Raw genomic sequence first — 17,157 nt, forward strand, 5'->3', positions numbered from 1 at the left:
GTAAACATCCATGAAAAAACCAGCTATAAAAGCCGTCCGGTATAGCTTCGCAGTGTTGGCAGCGCTGCTAAGCCTCTCGTTGCATGCTGCTGATCGTACAGAGGCACCTGAAGCTGCAACGGGTTTGCAACAGCAGCAGGCCGTGGTCGCCAAACATGCCATGGTGGTGGCCGCTAATCCGTTGGCAGTAGCGGCAGGTGTGGACATGCTGCGCCGTGGCGGCAGTGCGGTGGATGCGGCGATTGCGGTGCAGATGGTGCTGGCCCTGGTTGAGCCACAGTCTTCCGGTGTCGGCGGAGGTTCTTTTTTACTGTATTACCGCCATGATCATAATCGGGTATTGGCGTACGATGGGCGGGAGACGGCACCAGCAGCAGCGACAGCAGATATGTTTCTGGATGATACTGGCTTGCCAGTCAGTTTCTATCAGGCAGTGATCGGTGGCAAATCAGTCGGTGTTCCTGGCACCTTACGCATGCTGGCGCTGGCGCATGCGCATCAGGGCAAGCTGCCGTGGCGCACGTTATTTGGCCCAGCGATTAAGCTGGCCGAGCGCGGTTTTATCGTGTCACCGCGGCTGCATGCGCTGATCGCGCGAGATAAATACCTGCCGTTGCAAGCGGCGGCGCGCGCGTATTTTTATCATGCCGATGGCACACCTCTGGCTGCCGGTGAGCGTCTGGTTAACCCGCAACTGGCCAAAGTGTTGCGCCAGGTTGCACAGCGTGGCGTCAAGGCCTTTTATACCGGGAAAATCGCCCGTGATATGGTGGCGACAGTGCATGCCCATCCGACTAATCCCGGACGCATGAGCCTGGCTGATCTGGCCGGGTATCGGGCGAAGTTACGTACGCCGGTGTGTGGCGGGTATCGTGCGTACATCGTCTGCGGTATGCCGCCACCGAGCTCGGGTGGGGTGGCGGTATTGCAGATACTAGGGATGCTGGAATCATATGACGTGGCAGCTATGCCCCCCGAAAGCACGGCGGCGGTGCACCTGATCAGCGAAGCGGAGCGTCTGGCGTTTGCTGACCGTAATGTTTATCTGGCAGACGATGATTTCGTCAACGTGCCGGTTGCTGGTCTGCTGGATAAGCATTATCTGCAACAGCGGGCAAGTTTGATTAATCCGTTACATGCTATGGGTGTGGCCGAGCCGGGTATCCCGCCGGGCATGACGGCTATCAGTCAGGCTGAGGACAACGCGCTGGAACTGCCGTCTACCAGTCATATCTCCATCGTCGACCGTTGGGGTAATGCGGTTTCCATGACCTCGTCGATAGAGGATGCTTTCGGTAGTCGGCACATGGTGGACGGGTTTCTGCTGAATAACGAACTGACCGACTTTTCCTTTGCACCGGAACAGGACGGCAAGCTGGTTGCAAACCGTGTTCAGCCGGGCAAACGGCCGCGTAGTTCGATGGCGCCGACACTGATTTTCGACCGCCAGCAACAGCTGGTCGGTGCCATCGGCTCGCCGGGTGGCAGTTCCATTATCAATTATGTGACCAAAGCGCTGGTCGGTGTACTCGACTGGCATCTGGATATACAACAGGCCGTTGCGCTGCCCAATTTCGGCAGCCGCAATGGGCCTACCGAGCTTGAGCAGAATACAGCTCTGGAAACTTTGCAACCGTCTTTGCAGTCTCTAGGACATACCGTCAAATTAGGCGAAGCAAACAGCGGATTGCATGGCATCATGCGTGTACCAGATGGCTGGATGGGTGGTGTTGATCCACGACGTGAAGGCATGGCTGTCGGATATTGAACACCTGCTGTGAATCCGGAATGAGGAGTGTGGCCGTGAAATTGAGTGTTATGTTAACGTTATTACTGCTGAGTGCCCAGGCATTGGCAGCACCGGCAGCCTGGTATCAGTGGCGCAGCAAATTGAATGGCGATCTGGTGTGCCGGCAAACTACGCCCGGGTCAGGATGGGAAAAATTCAGCGGTCCGTTCAAGGATGCGCAATGCGAGCATTTAAGGCGTTAATGTGACTGTTTGCTGGGTTGGCAGTATGCAGGCGCTTCTATTCTGCTGAAATCAGGTAATCATAATTAGCGTAAACAGGTCAGCCGTAAACATTCAAATTTGATAAGCCGTATGCAACGTTTCTGGTTAGCTATTAGGTGGCTTACTGTGCCATAAACGGCAGTTTGCGGTGAAGGCCGAGAATGTCTCAAAATCGGCCTAAGCTGCTAATCCCGCGAACCATGGATTAAAGGCAAGCTGATCGAGCAAAAGCCTCCACTGAAGAGGTTGCGATCTTGTCAGCATCCGAGTTCGCGATGTTACCCACGGCAACCAGATGCTATCTCGGGCGATTGTCGTTCAGCGCAAAACTCAGCGGCCTTTACAATTTGAACTGATGGAGGATACGAGAAATGACTTCTCAGCATGGATTGCCAAAGCCAGTTTAAAATCTGAGCAGTACCTATTCACAAGTCGGCTGAAAAACTCTCCGCATGCTTCAACTAGGCAATACGCAAGGATGATTCATCGTTGGGTCGCAACTAATCTATTGTTCGGTTACCCCTTCGACATTATAGGTTAGTCGCCTAACTTTAATCGCTTCCCGGATTCTTTAAGCAGGGCTGTCATTCTGATGACCCCGCTTATAAATCACCTCGATCAGTCCAGTTAATTCCATTAAACACCATCAAAAATAAATCTTTAACAAGAATTTAACAGTGGTGAAATGTTTGATATTTAAAATGTATGTCATTACATATCTAGACAACCGCACCGATGAGTCTTTACGCAATAGATCGTGACACTGGCATTTCCCTGTATGCGCAAATCGCTGAAGTATTGGAGCGTGATTATGTACGGCAGGGTTCGGCTGGGGACAAACTACCTTCCGAAGGTGAATTGGCTGCGCGCTTTGGCGTGAATAGACACACCTTGCGCAGAGCGGTTGACGAGTTAATCACGGTAGGTCTGCTTGAACGCCAACATGGTGTAGGAATTTTCATTACCGATCAGTTGTTGGACTACCGGGTGGGGAAAAACACTCGATTCACTCAAACCCTCACCGATATTGGTATTTCTACAGATACCAGAGTCATCAGAAAAATGGTCGCCCCCGCATCAGTCGGAGTTGCAAGAAATTTGTCGCTTGGAACCGATGATCACGTGCTGTGGATAGAGACATTGCGTTTGGCTGGTGGCGTTCCATTCTGTGTGATATCTCACTTTCTTCCCGTACACCCATATAAAGAATTACTCAGCGAGTATCAGGATGGATCGTTGCATGACTTGTTGTCCACTCGCTGTGGGAAACTCCATCGGACCGAGAGTCTCGTCACTGCAGTACTTCCCCAAGGTGACGACGCGAAACTCCTTGGCATCACCCAAAATCGCCCTGTGCTTAGGGTAAAGAGTTTGAACGTGCTTGATGCGGATAACACTCCTGTCGAGTACGCCATCACCCGGTTCCGCGCAGACCGTATCCAACTGCGCATTACTCCCTGAACGTCCACAACTCGTACTGAAACTCATAGGAGACTTACTAAATGAAATTTAACAAACTGATACTTTCAACACTGATCGGCGCTTCATTGTTCAGTGCAGCAGGCATGGCTAGCGCACGTGAGTTGGTGATGGGTCTGATTCCCGCAGATAACAACGAAGAAATGATCAAGACATTTGAGCCAATGCGCGCTTATTTGGAAAAAAAACTTGGTCAAAAAGTAAAAATGTTCACTGCAACTGACTACGCCGGTGTTATCGAGGCAATGAAAAAAAAGCGCGTCGATATAGCTTGGTTTGGCCCGCTCTCTTACTACCTGGCTGAGCAAGAAGCTGGTGCTGAAGCGTTTGCTGTTGGTATCCGTGAAGGTAGCAACTCTCCTACCTATAAAAGCATCATCGTGACCCCTTGTGACAGTGGTATCAAAAGCATCATGGACTTGAAGGGCAAAAGTGTTGCGTTTGTTGATCCAGCCTCAACATCTGGTGGTTTGATGCCAACTTACATGGTGAAGCATGCAACAGGAAAAATGCCACAAGAGTTTTTCGGCAAGCTTACTTACTCAGGCTCACATGACGCAGCTGAGTTGGCCGTTAAGAATAAAACTGTTGATGCGGCAGCTGACAACGACATCACTTATCCCAAGATGTTGGAAAAAGGTCTGATTACCAAGGAAAGCAATTGCATCATTGCTGAGTCAACTCCATTGCCAGGTTCTCCACTGGTGTATCGCGGTGATTTGCCTAAGAAGCTAAAGGCAGATATTCGTGATGCGATTCTGAACGCGGACAAGGAAATCAAGGTTACCGGATACGGCAAGATCAGCCATTACGTTGCGGTGGGTCCTAAGGACTATCAAGCCATACGCGACATGGTTAAAGAGTTGGGTTTGAAAAAAGAACAAATGAAGTAATCGCAATATGACGGTCGACTGCATGTGTAGCCGACCGTTTTTCCGGAGGTTTTATGAGTCAAATCATCATCAAGGACGTCGCTAAACGCTACGCCAATGGATTCAATGCGCTAAAAGGCGTAAGCACCGAGATTCCGGCGGGTTCGTTCACGGTCATCCTCGGACCATCCGGCGCAGGAAAATCCACGCTACTTCGTACCATTAACGGTCTGGAGACGCCTACCTCGGGTACGGTGCAGATCGGTCAACAAACGGTGACACATGCGACATTGCGTGAAGTACGCTCGAAGGTCGGCATGGTGTTCCAACATTTCAATCTGGTCGACCGCCTATCGGTCATGACCAATGTATTAACAGGACGACTGTCGCATCGCACATGGCTCGGCAGTCTGTTCTATCTGTTTCAGCGTAGCGATATGGATATTGCCCACGATGCGCTGATTCGTGTTGGGCTGACAGACAAGGCTTGGAACCGCGCCGACCGCTTATCTGGCGGTCAGCAGCAACGCGTCGGCATCGCACGAGCGCTGGCACAACAACCGCGCGTCATCCTTGCAGATGAACCGGTCGCAAGCTTGGACCCGGTGACCAGCGAGGAGATCCTGGGCTTGTTACGCGAGATTTGCACACGTGATGGCATCACAGTTGTGGTCAATCTTCATCAAGTAGAACTGGCCAAACGTTTCGCCGATCACGTTATCGGTCTGAATGATGGCCTCGTTGTCTACGACGGTCCCGCCAGCGGTCTGGACCGCGCAACTCTCAGCCGTATCTATAACCGTAACGGAGACCAAGTCGATGAGCAACTCGAGACTATGCTGGCCTACGCCTAATGGCCTGCCCGCACTCGCACCGACAGTCGTCGTGTCTGCTTGCTTACTGCTGCTGGGGCTCAGCGCGTCATTGGTCGAACTCGATCTCGTGCGTCTCTTCAATGCCATCCCTCGCATGATCGACTTCGCCAGCCATCTGCTGGTGTTGCCTGATTGGGAATATCTGCCGACACTGGGCACGAACATGTTGCAAACGATGGAGATGACCTTTCTTGCCACAAGCATTGCACTTATCATCAGTTTGCCGCTGGGCGTACTGGCTGCTGTCAATGCGAGTCCTCATCCAGTCGTCTTTCATGCGACACGCAATCTGCTGACGCTGATGCGTGCGCTGCCGGAATTGGTGTGGGCACTGGTGTTCGTGTCGGCGGTAGGGCTGGGGCCATTGCCGGGCGTCATGGCACTGGCCTTCGTCACTGTTGGCTTCATGGGCAAATTCTTCGCAGAGAGCATCGAGGTTATTGATGCACGCCAAGTCGAAGGGGTGGCCGCACATGGTGCAGGTTGGTTTCAACTACGTACTTTTGCGTATTTCCCCCAAGTGTTCCCGGACTTCGTAGGTACCGTCATGTACATCCTAGATCACAACCTGCGTGCAGCCGCCATCCTCGGTCTAGTGGGTGCCGGTGGTATTGGTTATGACTTGGTAATGGCGATGCGTATGTTCGATTACGGCCGTCTGCTACCCATCGCACTGTCTATCTATGTGGCGGTCACGTTGCTTGATCGCATGTCGGATAAATTCCGCAGGAGGCTGATTTAATGTCTGCTATAGAAACAGTACGTCCGCCGTTGCCAAAGAAGCCATTCAACCCCACACCAGTATGGTTGTCAGCTTGGCTGGCATTGTTGTGGCTGATCGTCGTGGACTTGGAGTTGTCGTTCGAAACGTTGCTGTATGGTGTAGATGACATCTTCGAATATTTCAAGCGCTACGGTTCGCCTAATTTTGCAGACTTATCTAGATATGTAGAACTGTTGATTCAGACATTGGCCACAGCGTTATGGGGCAGTGCATTGGCATTCGTGGTGGCGGTAGTGCTTGCACCGTTCGCTGCGCGCAACCTGACACCGAACGCAACGGTCTACCGCATCGCCAGGGAGACTCTTAACTTCATGCGTGCCATGCCCGACCTGCTGCTGGCACTTATTTTTGTTGCGGCACTGGGGCTCGGGCCACTCCCTGGTGCGCTCGCACTAGGCGTCCACACTGCAGGCTTTCTTGGCAAGTTCTTCTCAGAGAGTCTGGAGCGCGTAGATGCAGGCATATATGAGGCGGTCTCAGCCACAGGCGCATCACGTTTACAAATCGTGATGTATGCCGGTTGGCCATCCATTCTGCGCGAGGCGCTTGGTTACACGCTCTATATCTTTGATCGCAATGTACGCATGGCTTCGGTTTTAGGGCTAGTCGGTGCGGGTGGTATCGGCCTTGCGTTGCATGACACGTTGCGAATGTTCAATTACGACCAATCAGCGGCTTTGATCATCGTGATTCTTATCTCCATCCTAGTCATCGACTACCTGTCTACCTGGATTAGAGGAAAGCTCAATTGATAAATATACCGAGAAATAAGTGGCCTTCCGCACTCTGCTCCTTACCTGCAAGTGAAGTAAGGTATCTGGCAGACGTATTGTCGGGTGAACTAGAGGTGCGAGATGTTGCGCTACCGCACGCAGGACTTGGATTGCTGAACATGCGTGAGGGTGCATTTCAGGAATCCTATTTCATTGGTGAAATACCGGTGGCACGAGCCGAAGTGGTCATACGCGACATGGCAGGCAATGAAGTGCGCGGCGGAGCCTTGATTGTAGATGACCGTGTGCAACTCGCGCGCGCTATCGCCATCCTTGATGCGGTAATAGCTGGCAAGCTACCCGGTTGGGTTAACGCCATGACGCTAGTACAGCAAGGCTTAGAAGCACACCAACAAAATGAAACAGAGCGCAAACACCTTCTGGCAGCGACGCGCGTGGATTTCTCTCTGCTAGGACAGGAGGATGACGAAGATGAAGAATGACATGGCAATAGACAATTCAGACATTTGGGACCCGGCTAAGCAGCAGAAACTATTCCGCAGCTTGCTGGATGCTTTCAGTTATCCAGGTCGAATCACTCAATGCGCAACAGCCAGCACATCGTCATGGTTCGCATTGCTGAGCACACTGGTTGATGGACAGACCACGCTGGCAGACCCTCATAAGCTAATAGAGGAGTCGCAATGGCCCAAACTTGAAGCGCATCGTGCGTCGCCAGAAGTTGCCGCTTTTGTTGTTGTTGACGGTAGCCGTACACCTGAATTCATGCCTAGCCTTGGGACATTGGAAGCTCCCGAGTACGGAGCAACTTTGATGCTGCGTGTAACGTCTTTGAATGACGCCGGCATCGGAACAATTCGCCTGCAACTAAGTGGCCCTGGTATACAGAAACCCATGATTATCGGTGTGGAGGAGCTGCACGCAGACTGGATCACATCACGTAATGACTGGGTCAGCACCTTTCCGCTTGGTGTTGAGCTGGTGCTGTGTGATGCGAATAGTTTTGTTGCGTTACCGCGTACCACTCTTATCACAGTGGGAGGTGCAGCATGAGTTACGTCGCAATTAAAGGCGGCAAGGCAGCCATAGATGGTGCAGCAGCAGTCACAGACTACCTACGCTGTAAAGGTTCGCTGGATGAACCGCTCACACTGGCGATGATAGAAGAGCAGTTGCGCTTGCTGACTTCACGTGTGATATCCGAAGGCGGTCTGTATCACCCGCGTCTGGCTGCGCTCGCACTCAAACAATTCCAGGGCGACACCTTGGAAGCGGCTTTCGCTTTGCGCGCCTATCGTTCCACCAAGCCGCGCCTGCTCGAATCGCCGGTGCAGGACACAGTCAACATGCGTTGCATCCGCCGCATCTCGTCCGCGTTCAAAGAAGTACCTGGCGGTCAGTATCTCGGCGCGACTTACGACTACGCCTTGCGCCTGTTACAACTCGATCTAGCCAACGAAGATCCTGCAGCATTTAAGAATGTGGCAAAGGCATTTTTACGCAATACGCCCGAGTCCGAACTGCCTGACAACTTCCCGAAGGTGATCGACTCTTTGCGTGCGGAAGGACTGCTGCCACCGGTAGCGCCAAGTCGTGCAGCTGCCTTTGACATCACACGAGACCCGCTGGTGTTCCCAGTGCCGCGCTCTGCTGCACTAGCCACCATGGCACGCGCCGAGACCGGTGGCCTACTGGCGATGGCGTATTCCAACATGCGCGGTTACGGCGACGTACACCCCACAGTGGCGGAACTACGCGTCGGCTATCTGCCGGTAATGTTGCCGCATCCGGTGACAGCCGAGTTGATGGAGGCGGGTGAAGTGCTGGTCACCGAATGCGAAGTGGTAGCGATGTACGAAGGCACCAACGGCGACGAGCTGCCCACCTTCACGCTCGGCTACGGCGCTTGTTTCGGTCACAACGAAGTGAAGGCGATCAGCATGGCCATCCTCGACCGCGCTTTGCAGAAAGGCATGCAAGACGGCCCCACCAATCCTTCGGAAGATCCCGAGTTCGTGTTGCTGCATGTGGACGGTGTGGACTCGATGGGCTTTGCCTCGCATTACAAGATGCCGCACTACGTCACCTTCCAGTCGGACATGGACCGACTGCGCACCACCCAACAGAAGATGCAACAAAAAGAATCGGAGGCGACCACATGAACGCTCATTACGAACTGCCGCTGGAAGATGCAGGCTATTCCTTCGGCTTCCTCGACGAGTACGCCAAGAAGGAAGTGCGCCGCTGCATCCTCAAAGCGATCTCCATCCCGGGTTACCAGACACCTTATGCCTCGCGTGAGATGCCGATGGGTCGTGGCTTCGGAACTGGCGGTCTTCAACTTACCTTGTCGCTGATCGGTGAAGACGACACGCTGAAAGTGATCGACCAAGGATCGGACGATTCGGTCAACGCGGTTAATCTGCGCCAGTTTGTGCAGCTCACCTGTCCCGGGGTCGAGGTCACGGAAAAGACACAGGATGCGACCTTGATCCAATCGCGTCACCGCATCCCGGAAAAGCTGCTCACCGAGCAACAGATACTGGTCTTGCAAGTGCCATATCCCGATGCGCTGGTGGTTGTCGAGCCATCGGAAGCGCGACGCAAAGTCATGCACGGCGAGGCTGATTATTCGCGCCTGTTGGTGAAACTTTACGAGGATGTCGTGCGCTTCGACGAGATCACTATCTCACACCGCTATCCCACACGTATCAACGGCCACTATGTGATTGACCCGTCACCCATCCCGCGCTGGGACGTGCCACGTCTACATCAGTCACCTGCGCTGGTGCTGCTGGGTGCCGGACGCGAGAAGAAGATCTACGCTGTGCCGCCGTACACATTGGCCGAGCCGCTGGTGTTCGATGACATCGCCTTCCGCGTGGAAGATTTTCGCGACGTGAACGGCCAGCGCATCGCTTGCCGTTGCTGCGGTTCGATTGTTAGCTTCTTGGACGAACTCATCGACGATGCAGGCAACGTCACCCATCAATGTTCCGACTCGGCTTATTGCGAGGAAGAACAGGAAACAATCAGCGCGAGGAAGCAAGCATGAGCAACAAGATATTGTCCGTGCGCGGTTTGTCGCGCATCCACGGTGAGCAGTGTCCCTTGTGCATCAGCAGCACAGGGCCGGAAAACGACACCAACATCTGCCCGCACTGCGGCAGTGTGGTCGCCGCGCATGATGTGAACTTCGATCTGTATCGCGGCGAGATCCTCGGCATCATCGGAGAATCCGGCAGCGGCAAGTCGAGTACGGTAAAGATGTTGTATTTCGACGAAACGCCGACGGCGGGCAGCGCGACGTTCTATGACGGCGATGTGCAGCACGACATGTTTGCACTCAACGCAGCGCAACAACGCAGCATGCGTAACAAGCGTTTCGGCATGGTGTATCAGAACCCCCATCTGGGTCTGAATTTCCAGATTTCCGCTGGCGGGAACATCGCCGAGCGTCTGTTGATGAGCGACCTCAAACATTACGGCGAGATTCGCACCCGCGCAGGTGATTTGTTGGTACGTACCGAAGTGGCTCGCGTACGCATGGACCAGAACCCCAAGACTTTCTCCGGCGGTATGCAGCAACGCGTACAAATCGCCAAGGCACTAGCCACGCAACCGCCGCTGCTGTTCCTAGATGAAGTCACCACCGGACTCGATCTGTCGGTGCAAGCCGCCATCCTCGATCTGATCCTAGAGATACAACACGAGCTCGGCACCGCGATGATCGTAGTCACGCACGACTTAGGTGTGATTCGTTTGTTGGCCGGCCGCACGCTGGTGATGAAGCACGGCCGCGTCATCGAGTCCGGCCTCACCGACCAAATCCTTGAAGACCCACAGCACGCATACACCCAGCGGTTAGTGGCTTCTGCATTGTGAGATGACTATGAACGCTATCCTGACTATAGAGAATTACGCCAAGACATTCTGTCTGCACGAACGCAACAAGCTCATCCCCTCCGCCTCGCATGTGAACCTGAGCGTCTATCCAGGCAAGCTCACAGCATTAATCGGGCCGACCGGTGCTGGTAAATCATCGGTACTGAAAGGTGTGTATCGCACTTATCTGCCCAGCGCCGGACGCATGCTGTTCCGCACTGCATCCGGTGAAATCGTCGACCTTGCACAGGCGGACGAACATCTCATACTGGAGCTACGCAAGAGCGAGATCGGTTTCGTCACACAGTTCCTGCATTGCCTGCCGCGCAAGTCCGCGCTGGATGTGGTGGCCGAGCCTTTGTTCGCACGCGGTGTGGAGACCGAAGAAGCACGTGGACGTGCAGCTGATCTGTTGGCGCAACTAGCCGTGCCTTCGCATCTGTGGAACGTCCCGCCCGCCACTTTCTCTGGCGGCGAGAAGCAGCGTGTGAATCTGGCACGCGGCCTGATCGCGCAACCGCGTTTACTGTTGCTGGATGAACCGACCGCCAGTCTCGACCCCGCCACTACCGAACGCGTAGTCGCACATCTCGAAACATTGAAAGGCAGCGGCATCGCTATGCTGGCCATCTTCCACCACCCCGATCTAGTGCGCCGTCTGGCCGACAGTGTCATAGAGCTGTCACCTCCCGTCGCTATCGTTGAACCCGTAGAGGAAATTGCATGAACAATCATTTTTATCTGACCGGCGCGCAAGTTGTGCTGGAGAACGAAACACTGAAAGACGCTGCAGTACTCATCGCAGATGGGAAGATTGTCGCCATCAATCCGGCCAGCAGTGCAGGCGCGCAAGAGATCGACTTACGCGGCCAGACATTGATGCCGGGCATGATCGACCTGCACTGCGATGCGCTGGAAAAAGAAGCCGAGCCGCGCCCCGGTGTGCACTTCCCGTTCGACTTCGCTTGTGCGCAAGCTGACAAACGAAATGCGGCGGCGGGTATTACCACCATCTATCACGCACTTTCTTTTGCAAATGCAGAACTTGGCGTACGCAATAACAATACCGCAGCAGAACTAGCACGTGCCGTACATGCTTGGCAGGAACACGCTCTGGTGGACAACCGAGTGCATGCACGTTACGAGATTACCGACCCAACTGCGCCTGATATCCTGAACGAATTGCTGGGCCTTGATGAGATTCACTTGATGTCCTTTATGGATCACACGCCAGGACAGGGACAGTTCAAGAGTGTCGATGCCTATCGCGATTTTCTGTCGCGCACCTACAAGAAGGATGCGGCGGAGTTTGAAATCCTGCTCGCCAACAAACTGGCTCAAGGTGAAGGTGCTGTGGCACGCATGGAGCAACTGGCACAACATGCGCGCGAACTTGGTATTCCGCTCGCTAGCCACGATGACGATCGTCCAGAAAAGGTTGATGTCGTAAAAAAACTAGGCGTAAGTGTTTCCGAATTTCCAATCAATCTTGAGACGGCTCAGGCAGCTCGTGCGGCTGGACTGGCGACCTTATTTGGCGCTCCCAACATCCTGCGCGGAAAGTCTCAGTCAGGTTCTATGCGCGCATTAGATGCGGTCAAAGAAGGTGTGGCCGATTGTCTGTGTGGCGATTATTCGCCAGCAGCTTTATTGCCCGCTGTGCTGAAGCTACCGGAATTGGCAGGTATCAAGTTGCACGAAGCAGTTGCACTGGTGACCTGTAATCCGGCACGAGCAGTTGGCCTCAAAGATCGTGGTGTAATCGCAGCGGGAAAACGTGCAGACCTATTAGCAGTAAGACACTTGGGTGGGCTACCTCAAGTGTCGCGAGTTTGGTCGGAAGGTTTACAGGTAATGACACTGGCCTTTGATCACGGAGCCTAAGATGAGTGGCGTCCTGCTCTACGTCATAGGCCCATCCGGCAGCGGCAAAGACAGTCTGATGCACTTTGCACGGGAAGCACTAGCTACGAACTCCAGCGTGATGTTCGCGCATCGCTATATCACTCGTCCGCACAATGCGGGGGGTGAGAACCATGTGGAGCTAAGCAACGCCGAGTTTCAGTCCAGAGTCGAACATAAGCTACTTCCTCTACATTGGAATAGCCACGGTCTCCGCTACGGCATCGGATGCGAAGTTAATCATTGGCTTGCCAAAGGCCTCATAGTGATTCTTAACGGATCACGCGCCTATCTGCCACAGGCTACTAGGCATTATCCGGAACTAGTGCCCGTTCTGATTGAGGTATCTGAGTCGGTGTTACGAGAACGTCTGCTTTCAAGAGGACGAGAAGAAGCAAGCGAAATTGAATCACGGTTAAAGCGCGCAGGTGAGTTTGCTTCACTGAAGCACAACAGACTTTTACGCTTCAATAATGACGCTCCTCTGGAGTCAACAGGACCTGCATTCGTCGAACTGATCCGCAGTCAGGAAAAGGTTGCTGCATGCGACTAACTTTTTTAGGGACTGGTTCGGCGGGTGGCGTTCCGCTGTGGGGCTGTGATTGCACGGTATGTACTCGTGCACGTATCGATACCAGTGTCCGGCGGTTGCCAAATTGCGCAGTGCTTGAGGCCGGCGATGTACGTCTACTGATTGATGCGGGTGTCATGGATATCGCTGAACGATTTCCTGCGGGGACTTTGTCTTCAATACTGATTACCCATTTTCACGCCGATCACGTTCAGGGCTTGTTCCATTTACGCTGGGGAACAGGGAGTCTTGATGCTTTTGCACCCCATGATGCAGACGGATGTGCAGACTTGTACAAATACCCGGGCCCACTTAATTTCACTCACCTTTCCAAGTTCGAAACATTTTGCGTAGGCGACGTCCGCATTACCCCGGTACCTTTAGTTCACTCTAAACCTACATTGGGTTACTGCATCGAATATAAAGACGCTAAGCTGGCATATCTGACGGATACCCGCGAACTCCCTCCTGCGACTGTCTCATTTCTGAAAGAGTGGCGACCTCATACGATCTGTCTGGACTGTACCTACCCGCCGGGTATAGAAGGTAAGCGTAACCACTTTGACCTGCTCGAGGCGATCGCCATAGGTGCTGACTACCCAGACAGCAACATCGTCCTAATGCACATCAGTCACCGTCTTGATGAATGGTTGATGAATCACCCTGAAACAATGACAGAGCAGTTTTCTATAGCGCGGGATAGTGAATTCATTGACTGCCCGGAGTCCACATGACGCCGATATTGGCCATCGGCATATCAGTACTGCTGCATGTGTCATGGAATCTACTGACCCGCAGAACACCTAGTGAAGCTAATTTTCTGTGGTGGATCGTTGGCCTATATGTGCTACTTTTCGCACCTTTCACTTTGCTGGAGTTTTTGCATCATGCTTCACAGTCTCCTGTGCTTTACCTGTGCGTACTCATTAGCGGCACGACAAATGGATTGTATTTTCTAGCCCTTAGAGCCGCTTACCATCAAGCACCTGCAAGTGCGGTTTATCCTATGGTGCGTAGTTCACCATTGCTCATAGCAATCGTTGAAACAACGGTTTTCGGACACAGTTTTCCATTGATTTCATGGGCAGCTATTTTGCTTGCTGCAGTAGGTCTTTGGTTGATTGCAACAAGCTCACATGATGGCATCTCTCGTTTTAGCAAGGCATGGCCTTACGCATTGTTTGCTGCAGCGATGACAGTTATATATAGTCTTAGCGATAAGGTTGCAGCATCCAATATGCACGGTATCAATAGTGCTATGGGATATGTATGTGCCAATTTTGCAATCAGTTGGATTTTTCTCAGCCTAGAACAAAAGTGGAGAACACAGCAGTGGATTCCCACCAAGACGCCAACTACTATTGCGCTATCAATTGGGACAATTGGTGTTGGGACTGCCTATGCCTTGGTAATTTTTGCTATGCACTGGCTGCCCGCTGCGTATGCAGTGACACTCACCAATGCGGGCATCGTTTTTACGGTGTTGCTAGGAGTGTTGTGGCTGAAGGAAAAGGTGGGATGGCGAAAGCGTGTTGCCGGGGCCACTTTTGTCGTGAGCGGGCTTATTGTGATTGGAATTTACGGTTAACTTCGTTACAAAGTTAACTTGACGGAAAGCTGTTACAAATACAACTCTCTATAAGTGCAATGTTTCGGGTGCTACACATCGTTCGATGACAGCAAAGGCCGAAAATGAGACGCTCAGAGAGCACACCTTGGACTTCCGCTTGTGGCTGTGGAGCGAACTCATGCATCCCAAAGACAGTCATGCATTTATCACCGTGTCTATTGCCATGTTTGCATCCGCGTTTTTGTGAGTATGGTGTATAAAGAAGTTATATTGCTTGAGTCAGGGCAATGTGTGTCATTTGACTGGTTGCTCGGGCGATATGCTGTTACACGGTTACATATTTCAGCTTGAGAGGCAGCATTTTCGGGGGGGTATAGACTTGCAGGTTGCAGCGGCGGCGCTTCAGTTGGATGTGGCTCGGAATCAGCGTGCAGATGAGGCGGTGCGCCGCATTATGCAGCGACTGCTGGCGACGATGGCCGCCAATGAAGCCGGCGTGCGTGCGGGGACGGATGTCGAGTGCCTGCATGATTTCCGTATCGCGGTGCGGCGCACCCGGACTTTGCTCAGCCAAACTCGCGGCGTTATTCCGCAACGTGAGCGGCAACGTTTGAGTCGCAGTTTTAACTGGCTGGGTGATATTACTGGTATGGCTCGCGATGCCGATGTCTACCTGCTCAATTTCGAAGCAGCTAACAATAGCAAGCTGGTGAATGCGCTCGAACCATTTCATAGCTATTTACAGCAGCAACAGCAGTTGACCCATCAGCAACTGAGTAAGGCTCTGCAATCAGCACGTTATGCGCAGTTGATGACGGCCTGGAGTGGTTATCTGGCTGTGCCGGTTCCTGTACATAGCCGTCTGCTTCATGCGCATGATGCCGCCTGCGATTTCGCGAATTGGCGCATCTGGCACATGCTGCGTCGCGTTATCCGGCAGGGTGGCGTGATTGATGCCGATAGTCCCCCGCAGGCGCTGCATGAATTGCGTAAATCCTGCAAAAAACTGCGATATCTGATCGAGTTTTTCCAGAGTTTTTACCCTGAAACCAAGGTTGGGAAAGCAATCAAGGTGTTGAAGTCGTTGCAGGACATGCTCGGTGAGTATCAGGATTTGCAGGTGCAGCAGCGTATGTTGGCGCACTTTCAGCAAACGACAGTGATTACCCCGGTGACGCAGCCTACGCTGACAGCGGTAGACGGCATGATGCGTAAACTGGCGAAGCGTCAGTTTAAGGTGCGCAAACAGTTCCAACGGCGTTTTGCCGGCTTTATGGCAACCCGGCACCAGCAGCGATTCAAGCGCTTGTTCAAGCCCCGATAAGCCGGAGGAGTAACCCATGTTCCGTGATCGTACTGATGCAGCAAGACAACTGGCTGACAGCCTGATGCAGTACAAGGGCAAACATCCGCTGGTGCTGGCTATTCCACGCGGCGCAGTGCCGATGGCTAAGCTGATTGCCGAGCAGTTGGAAGGTGATTTCGATGTGGTGCTGGTGCGCAAGCTGCGTGCGCCATTCAATCCGGAATTTGCGATTGGCTCGGTGGATGAAAGCGGCTGGACCTATATTGCGGATTACGCCGCATCGGTGGGCGGCACAGCGGAATACATTGAGTCGGAAAAACAGACGCAGATGGAAACTATACGCAGACGCCGTGCGCAGTATACACCGATACGGTCACCTATCGATCCCCGCGGGCGTATCGTCATTGTGGTCGATGATGGGCTGGCAACTGGCTCCACTATGATTTCAGCATTGCATGGCCTGCGTGCCCAGCATCCGGCGCAACTGGTTTGCGCAGTGCCGGTGTCGCCAGCAGATACACTCGGAAAAATTCGGCGCTATGCCGATGAAGTTGTGTGTCTGGATGTGCCGGAGTATTTTCAGGCGGTCGGGCAGTTCTATGAGGATTTCCCGCAGGTGGAGGATGAGGAAGTGATTGCGGTCCTGCAGGATAGTGCCGAAGTTTAGTCCGTTTTGATGCCCACGCCAGAATTTGCGCTTCGCCAATATGCTAGGTTTTGGCAAGATTGCGTGGGGAAAAAATGCTATCTGGGCGTGCCTGCATGTGATGTCATATCCGTTTTTATGGCGATAGCGAAATATCGCAAAGCTGTTCAGTCAGTTTTTAAATAGTGCTTGAACCAAGCCGCTGCCTGCGCGGCGACTTGCTCCAGCGAGTGGCATCCAGCAGTCGCCGGGTGAGCAGCGGAATGTTGAAGCGGGTTTCATAGCTCATGTCCTCCTGCGGCGTCAGCAAATCCATCAGCAGGGTGCCAATACCGGCGTCGCGCAATACCCCGGCGACATAGTTGTTGCGTGGGCTATGCCGACTGCTGCCGCTGCCATGGCCATGGCCATGGCCAAACAGCACGATACCCTGAGCGTTCTCCGGCAATTCCAGCATGCCTTCGATATGGACATGATCGCTGGTGATGCTGACCAGTTGCGTCAGTGCGGTAGTCATCTT

The 17,157-nt window shown here is 53.2% G+C and carries 20 protein-coding genes; 19 read left to right on the forward strand and 1 reads right to left on the reverse strand.

Going from position 1 to position 17,157, the window contains the following annotated elements; translation table 11 throughout:
* Positions 1-10: 10 nt before the first annotated feature.
* The 19 genes from ggt (at position 11) to EJE49_RS04395 (ending at position 16,658) form a co-directional block, all read left to right on the forward strand.
* On the forward strand, positions 11-1,768 hold the full coding sequence (ggt, locus tag EJE49_RS04300) for a gamma-glutamyltransferase (RefSeq protein WP_124949145.1): 1,758 nt from the start codon (positions 11-13) through the stop codon (positions 1,766-1,768).
* Between the two features lie 35 nt (positions 1,769-1,803).
* The gene (locus EJE49_RS04305; protein WP_124949146.1) at positions 1,804-1,992 is read left to right on the forward strand and encodes a hypothetical protein; all 189 of its coding nucleotides are present in this window, start codon (positions 1,804-1,806) and stop codon (positions 1,990-1,992) included.
* Between the two features lie 756 nt (positions 1,993-2,748).
* Positions 2,749-3,474: a phosphonate metabolism transcriptional regulator PhnF gene (gene phnF / locus EJE49_RS04315; RefSeq protein ID WP_124949147.1), complete on the forward strand. Its 726-nt coding sequence runs from the start codon at positions 2,749-2,751 to the stop codon at positions 3,472-3,474.
* A gap of 41 nt (positions 3,475-3,515) precedes the next feature.
* Complete coding sequence (phnD, locus tag EJE49_RS04320; RefSeq protein WP_124949148.1) at positions 3,516-4,385, forward strand: phosphonate ABC transporter substrate-binding protein; 870 nt, start codon at positions 3,516-3,518, stop codon at positions 4,383-4,385.
* 53 nt (positions 4,386-4,438) lie between these two features.
* Complete coding sequence (phnC, locus tag EJE49_RS04325) at positions 4,439-5,218, forward strand: phosphonate ABC transporter ATP-binding protein (protein ID WP_124949149.1); 780 nt, start codon at positions 4,439-4,441, stop codon at positions 5,216-5,218.
* The gene (gene phnE, locus EJE49_RS04330; protein ID WP_124949150.1) at positions 5,184-5,981 is read left to right on the forward strand and encodes a phosphonate ABC transporter, permease protein PhnE; all 798 of its coding nucleotides are present in this window, start codon (positions 5,184-5,186) and stop codon (positions 5,979-5,981) included. The genes phnC and phnE (EJE49_RS04330) overlap by 35 nt, the downstream gene beginning before the upstream one ends.
* Positions 5,981-6,775, forward strand: a complete 795-nt coding sequence (gene phnE / locus EJE49_RS04335) for a phosphonate ABC transporter, permease protein PhnE (protein WP_124949151.1) — start codon at positions 5,981-5,983, stop codon at positions 6,773-6,775. The genes phnE (EJE49_RS04330) and phnE (EJE49_RS04335) overlap by 1 nt, the downstream gene beginning before the upstream one ends.
* Complete coding sequence (gene phnG / locus EJE49_RS04340; RefSeq protein ID WP_124949152.1) at positions 6,772-7,239, forward strand: phosphonate C-P lyase system protein PhnG; 468 nt, start codon at positions 6,772-6,774, stop codon at positions 7,237-7,239. The genes phnE (EJE49_RS04335) and phnG overlap by 4 nt, the downstream gene beginning before the upstream one ends.
* Positions 7,220-7,810, forward strand: coding sequence for a phosphonate C-P lyase system protein PhnH (gene phnH / locus EJE49_RS04345; protein WP_124949153.1), 591 nt, complete (start codon positions 7,220-7,222; stop codon positions 7,808-7,810). The genes phnG and phnH overlap by 20 nt, the downstream gene beginning before the upstream one ends.
* On the forward strand, positions 7,807-8,919 hold the full coding sequence (locus EJE49_RS04350) for a carbon-phosphorus lyase complex subunit PhnI (RefSeq protein WP_124949154.1): 1,113 nt from the start codon (positions 7,807-7,809) through the stop codon (positions 8,917-8,919). The genes phnH and EJE49_RS04350 overlap by 4 nt, the downstream gene beginning before the upstream one ends.
* On the forward strand, positions 8,916-9,812 hold the full coding sequence (locus tag EJE49_RS04355) for an alpha-D-ribose 1-methylphosphonate 5-phosphate C-P-lyase PhnJ (protein ID WP_124949155.1): 897 nt from the start codon (positions 8,916-8,918) through the stop codon (positions 9,810-9,812). The genes EJE49_RS04350 and EJE49_RS04355 overlap by 4 nt, the downstream gene beginning before the upstream one ends.
* Complete coding sequence (locus EJE49_RS04360; RefSeq protein ID WP_124949156.1) at positions 9,809-10,642, forward strand: ATP-binding cassette domain-containing protein; 834 nt, start codon at positions 9,809-9,811, stop codon at positions 10,640-10,642. Before EJE49_RS04355 ends, EJE49_RS04360 begins: the two co-directional genes overlap by 4 nt.
* Position 10,643: 1 nt before the next feature.
* Positions 10,644-11,369, forward strand: coding sequence for a phosphonate C-P lyase system protein PhnL (gene phnL, locus EJE49_RS04365; protein ID WP_124949157.1), 726 nt, complete (start codon positions 10,644-10,646; stop codon positions 11,367-11,369).
* Positions 11,366-12,526 carry an alpha-D-ribose 1-methylphosphonate 5-triphosphate diphosphatase gene (locus EJE49_RS04370; RefSeq protein WP_124949158.1) on the forward strand — a complete coding sequence of 387 codons (1,161 nt, stop codon included), beginning with the start codon at positions 11,366-11,368 and terminating at the stop codon, positions 12,524-12,526. Before phnL ends, EJE49_RS04370 begins: the two co-directional genes overlap by 4 nt.
* A 1-nt stretch (position 12,527) precedes the next feature.
* Positions 12,528-13,097, forward strand: coding sequence for a phosphonate metabolism protein/1,5-bisphosphokinase (PRPP-forming) PhnN (gene phnN, locus EJE49_RS04375; protein ID WP_124949159.1), 570 nt, complete (start codon positions 12,528-12,530; stop codon positions 13,095-13,097).
* Positions 13,088-13,849, forward strand: a complete 762-nt coding sequence (phnP, locus tag EJE49_RS04380; RefSeq protein ID WP_124949160.1) for a phosphonate metabolism protein PhnP — start codon at positions 13,088-13,090, stop codon at positions 13,847-13,849. The genes phnN and phnP overlap by 10 nt, the downstream gene beginning before the upstream one ends.
* Entirely contained in the window at positions 13,846-14,703 is an 858-nt protein-coding gene (locus EJE49_RS04385) for an EamA family transporter (protein WP_124949161.1), read from the forward strand. Before phnP ends, EJE49_RS04385 begins: the two co-directional genes overlap by 4 nt.
* 394 nt (positions 14,704-15,097) lie before the next feature.
* Positions 15,098-16,009, forward strand: coding sequence for a CHAD domain-containing protein (locus EJE49_RS04390; protein ID WP_223246756.1), 912 nt, complete (start codon positions 15,098-15,100; stop codon positions 16,007-16,009).
* 16 nt (positions 16,010-16,025) lie between these two features.
* On the forward strand, positions 16,026-16,658 hold the full coding sequence (locus tag EJE49_RS04395) for a phosphoribosyltransferase (RefSeq protein WP_124949163.1): 633 nt from the start codon (positions 16,026-16,028) through the stop codon (positions 16,656-16,658).
* Between the two features lie 157 nt (positions 16,659-16,815).
* Here EJE49_RS04395 and EJE49_RS04400 read toward each other — a convergent pair whose 3' ends face one another.
* Complete coding sequence (locus EJE49_RS04400) at positions 16,816-17,154, reverse strand: hypothetical protein (RefSeq protein WP_189941684.1); 339 nt, start codon at positions 17,152-17,154, stop codon at positions 16,816-16,818.
* Between the last annotated feature and the right edge of the window lie 3 nt (positions 17,155-17,157).

Source organism: Sulfuriferula thiophila, assembly GCF_003864975.1.
Taxonomy (GTDB): domain Bacteria; phylum Pseudomonadota; class Gammaproteobacteria; order Burkholderiales; family Sulfuriferulaceae; genus Sulfuriferula; species Sulfuriferula thiophila.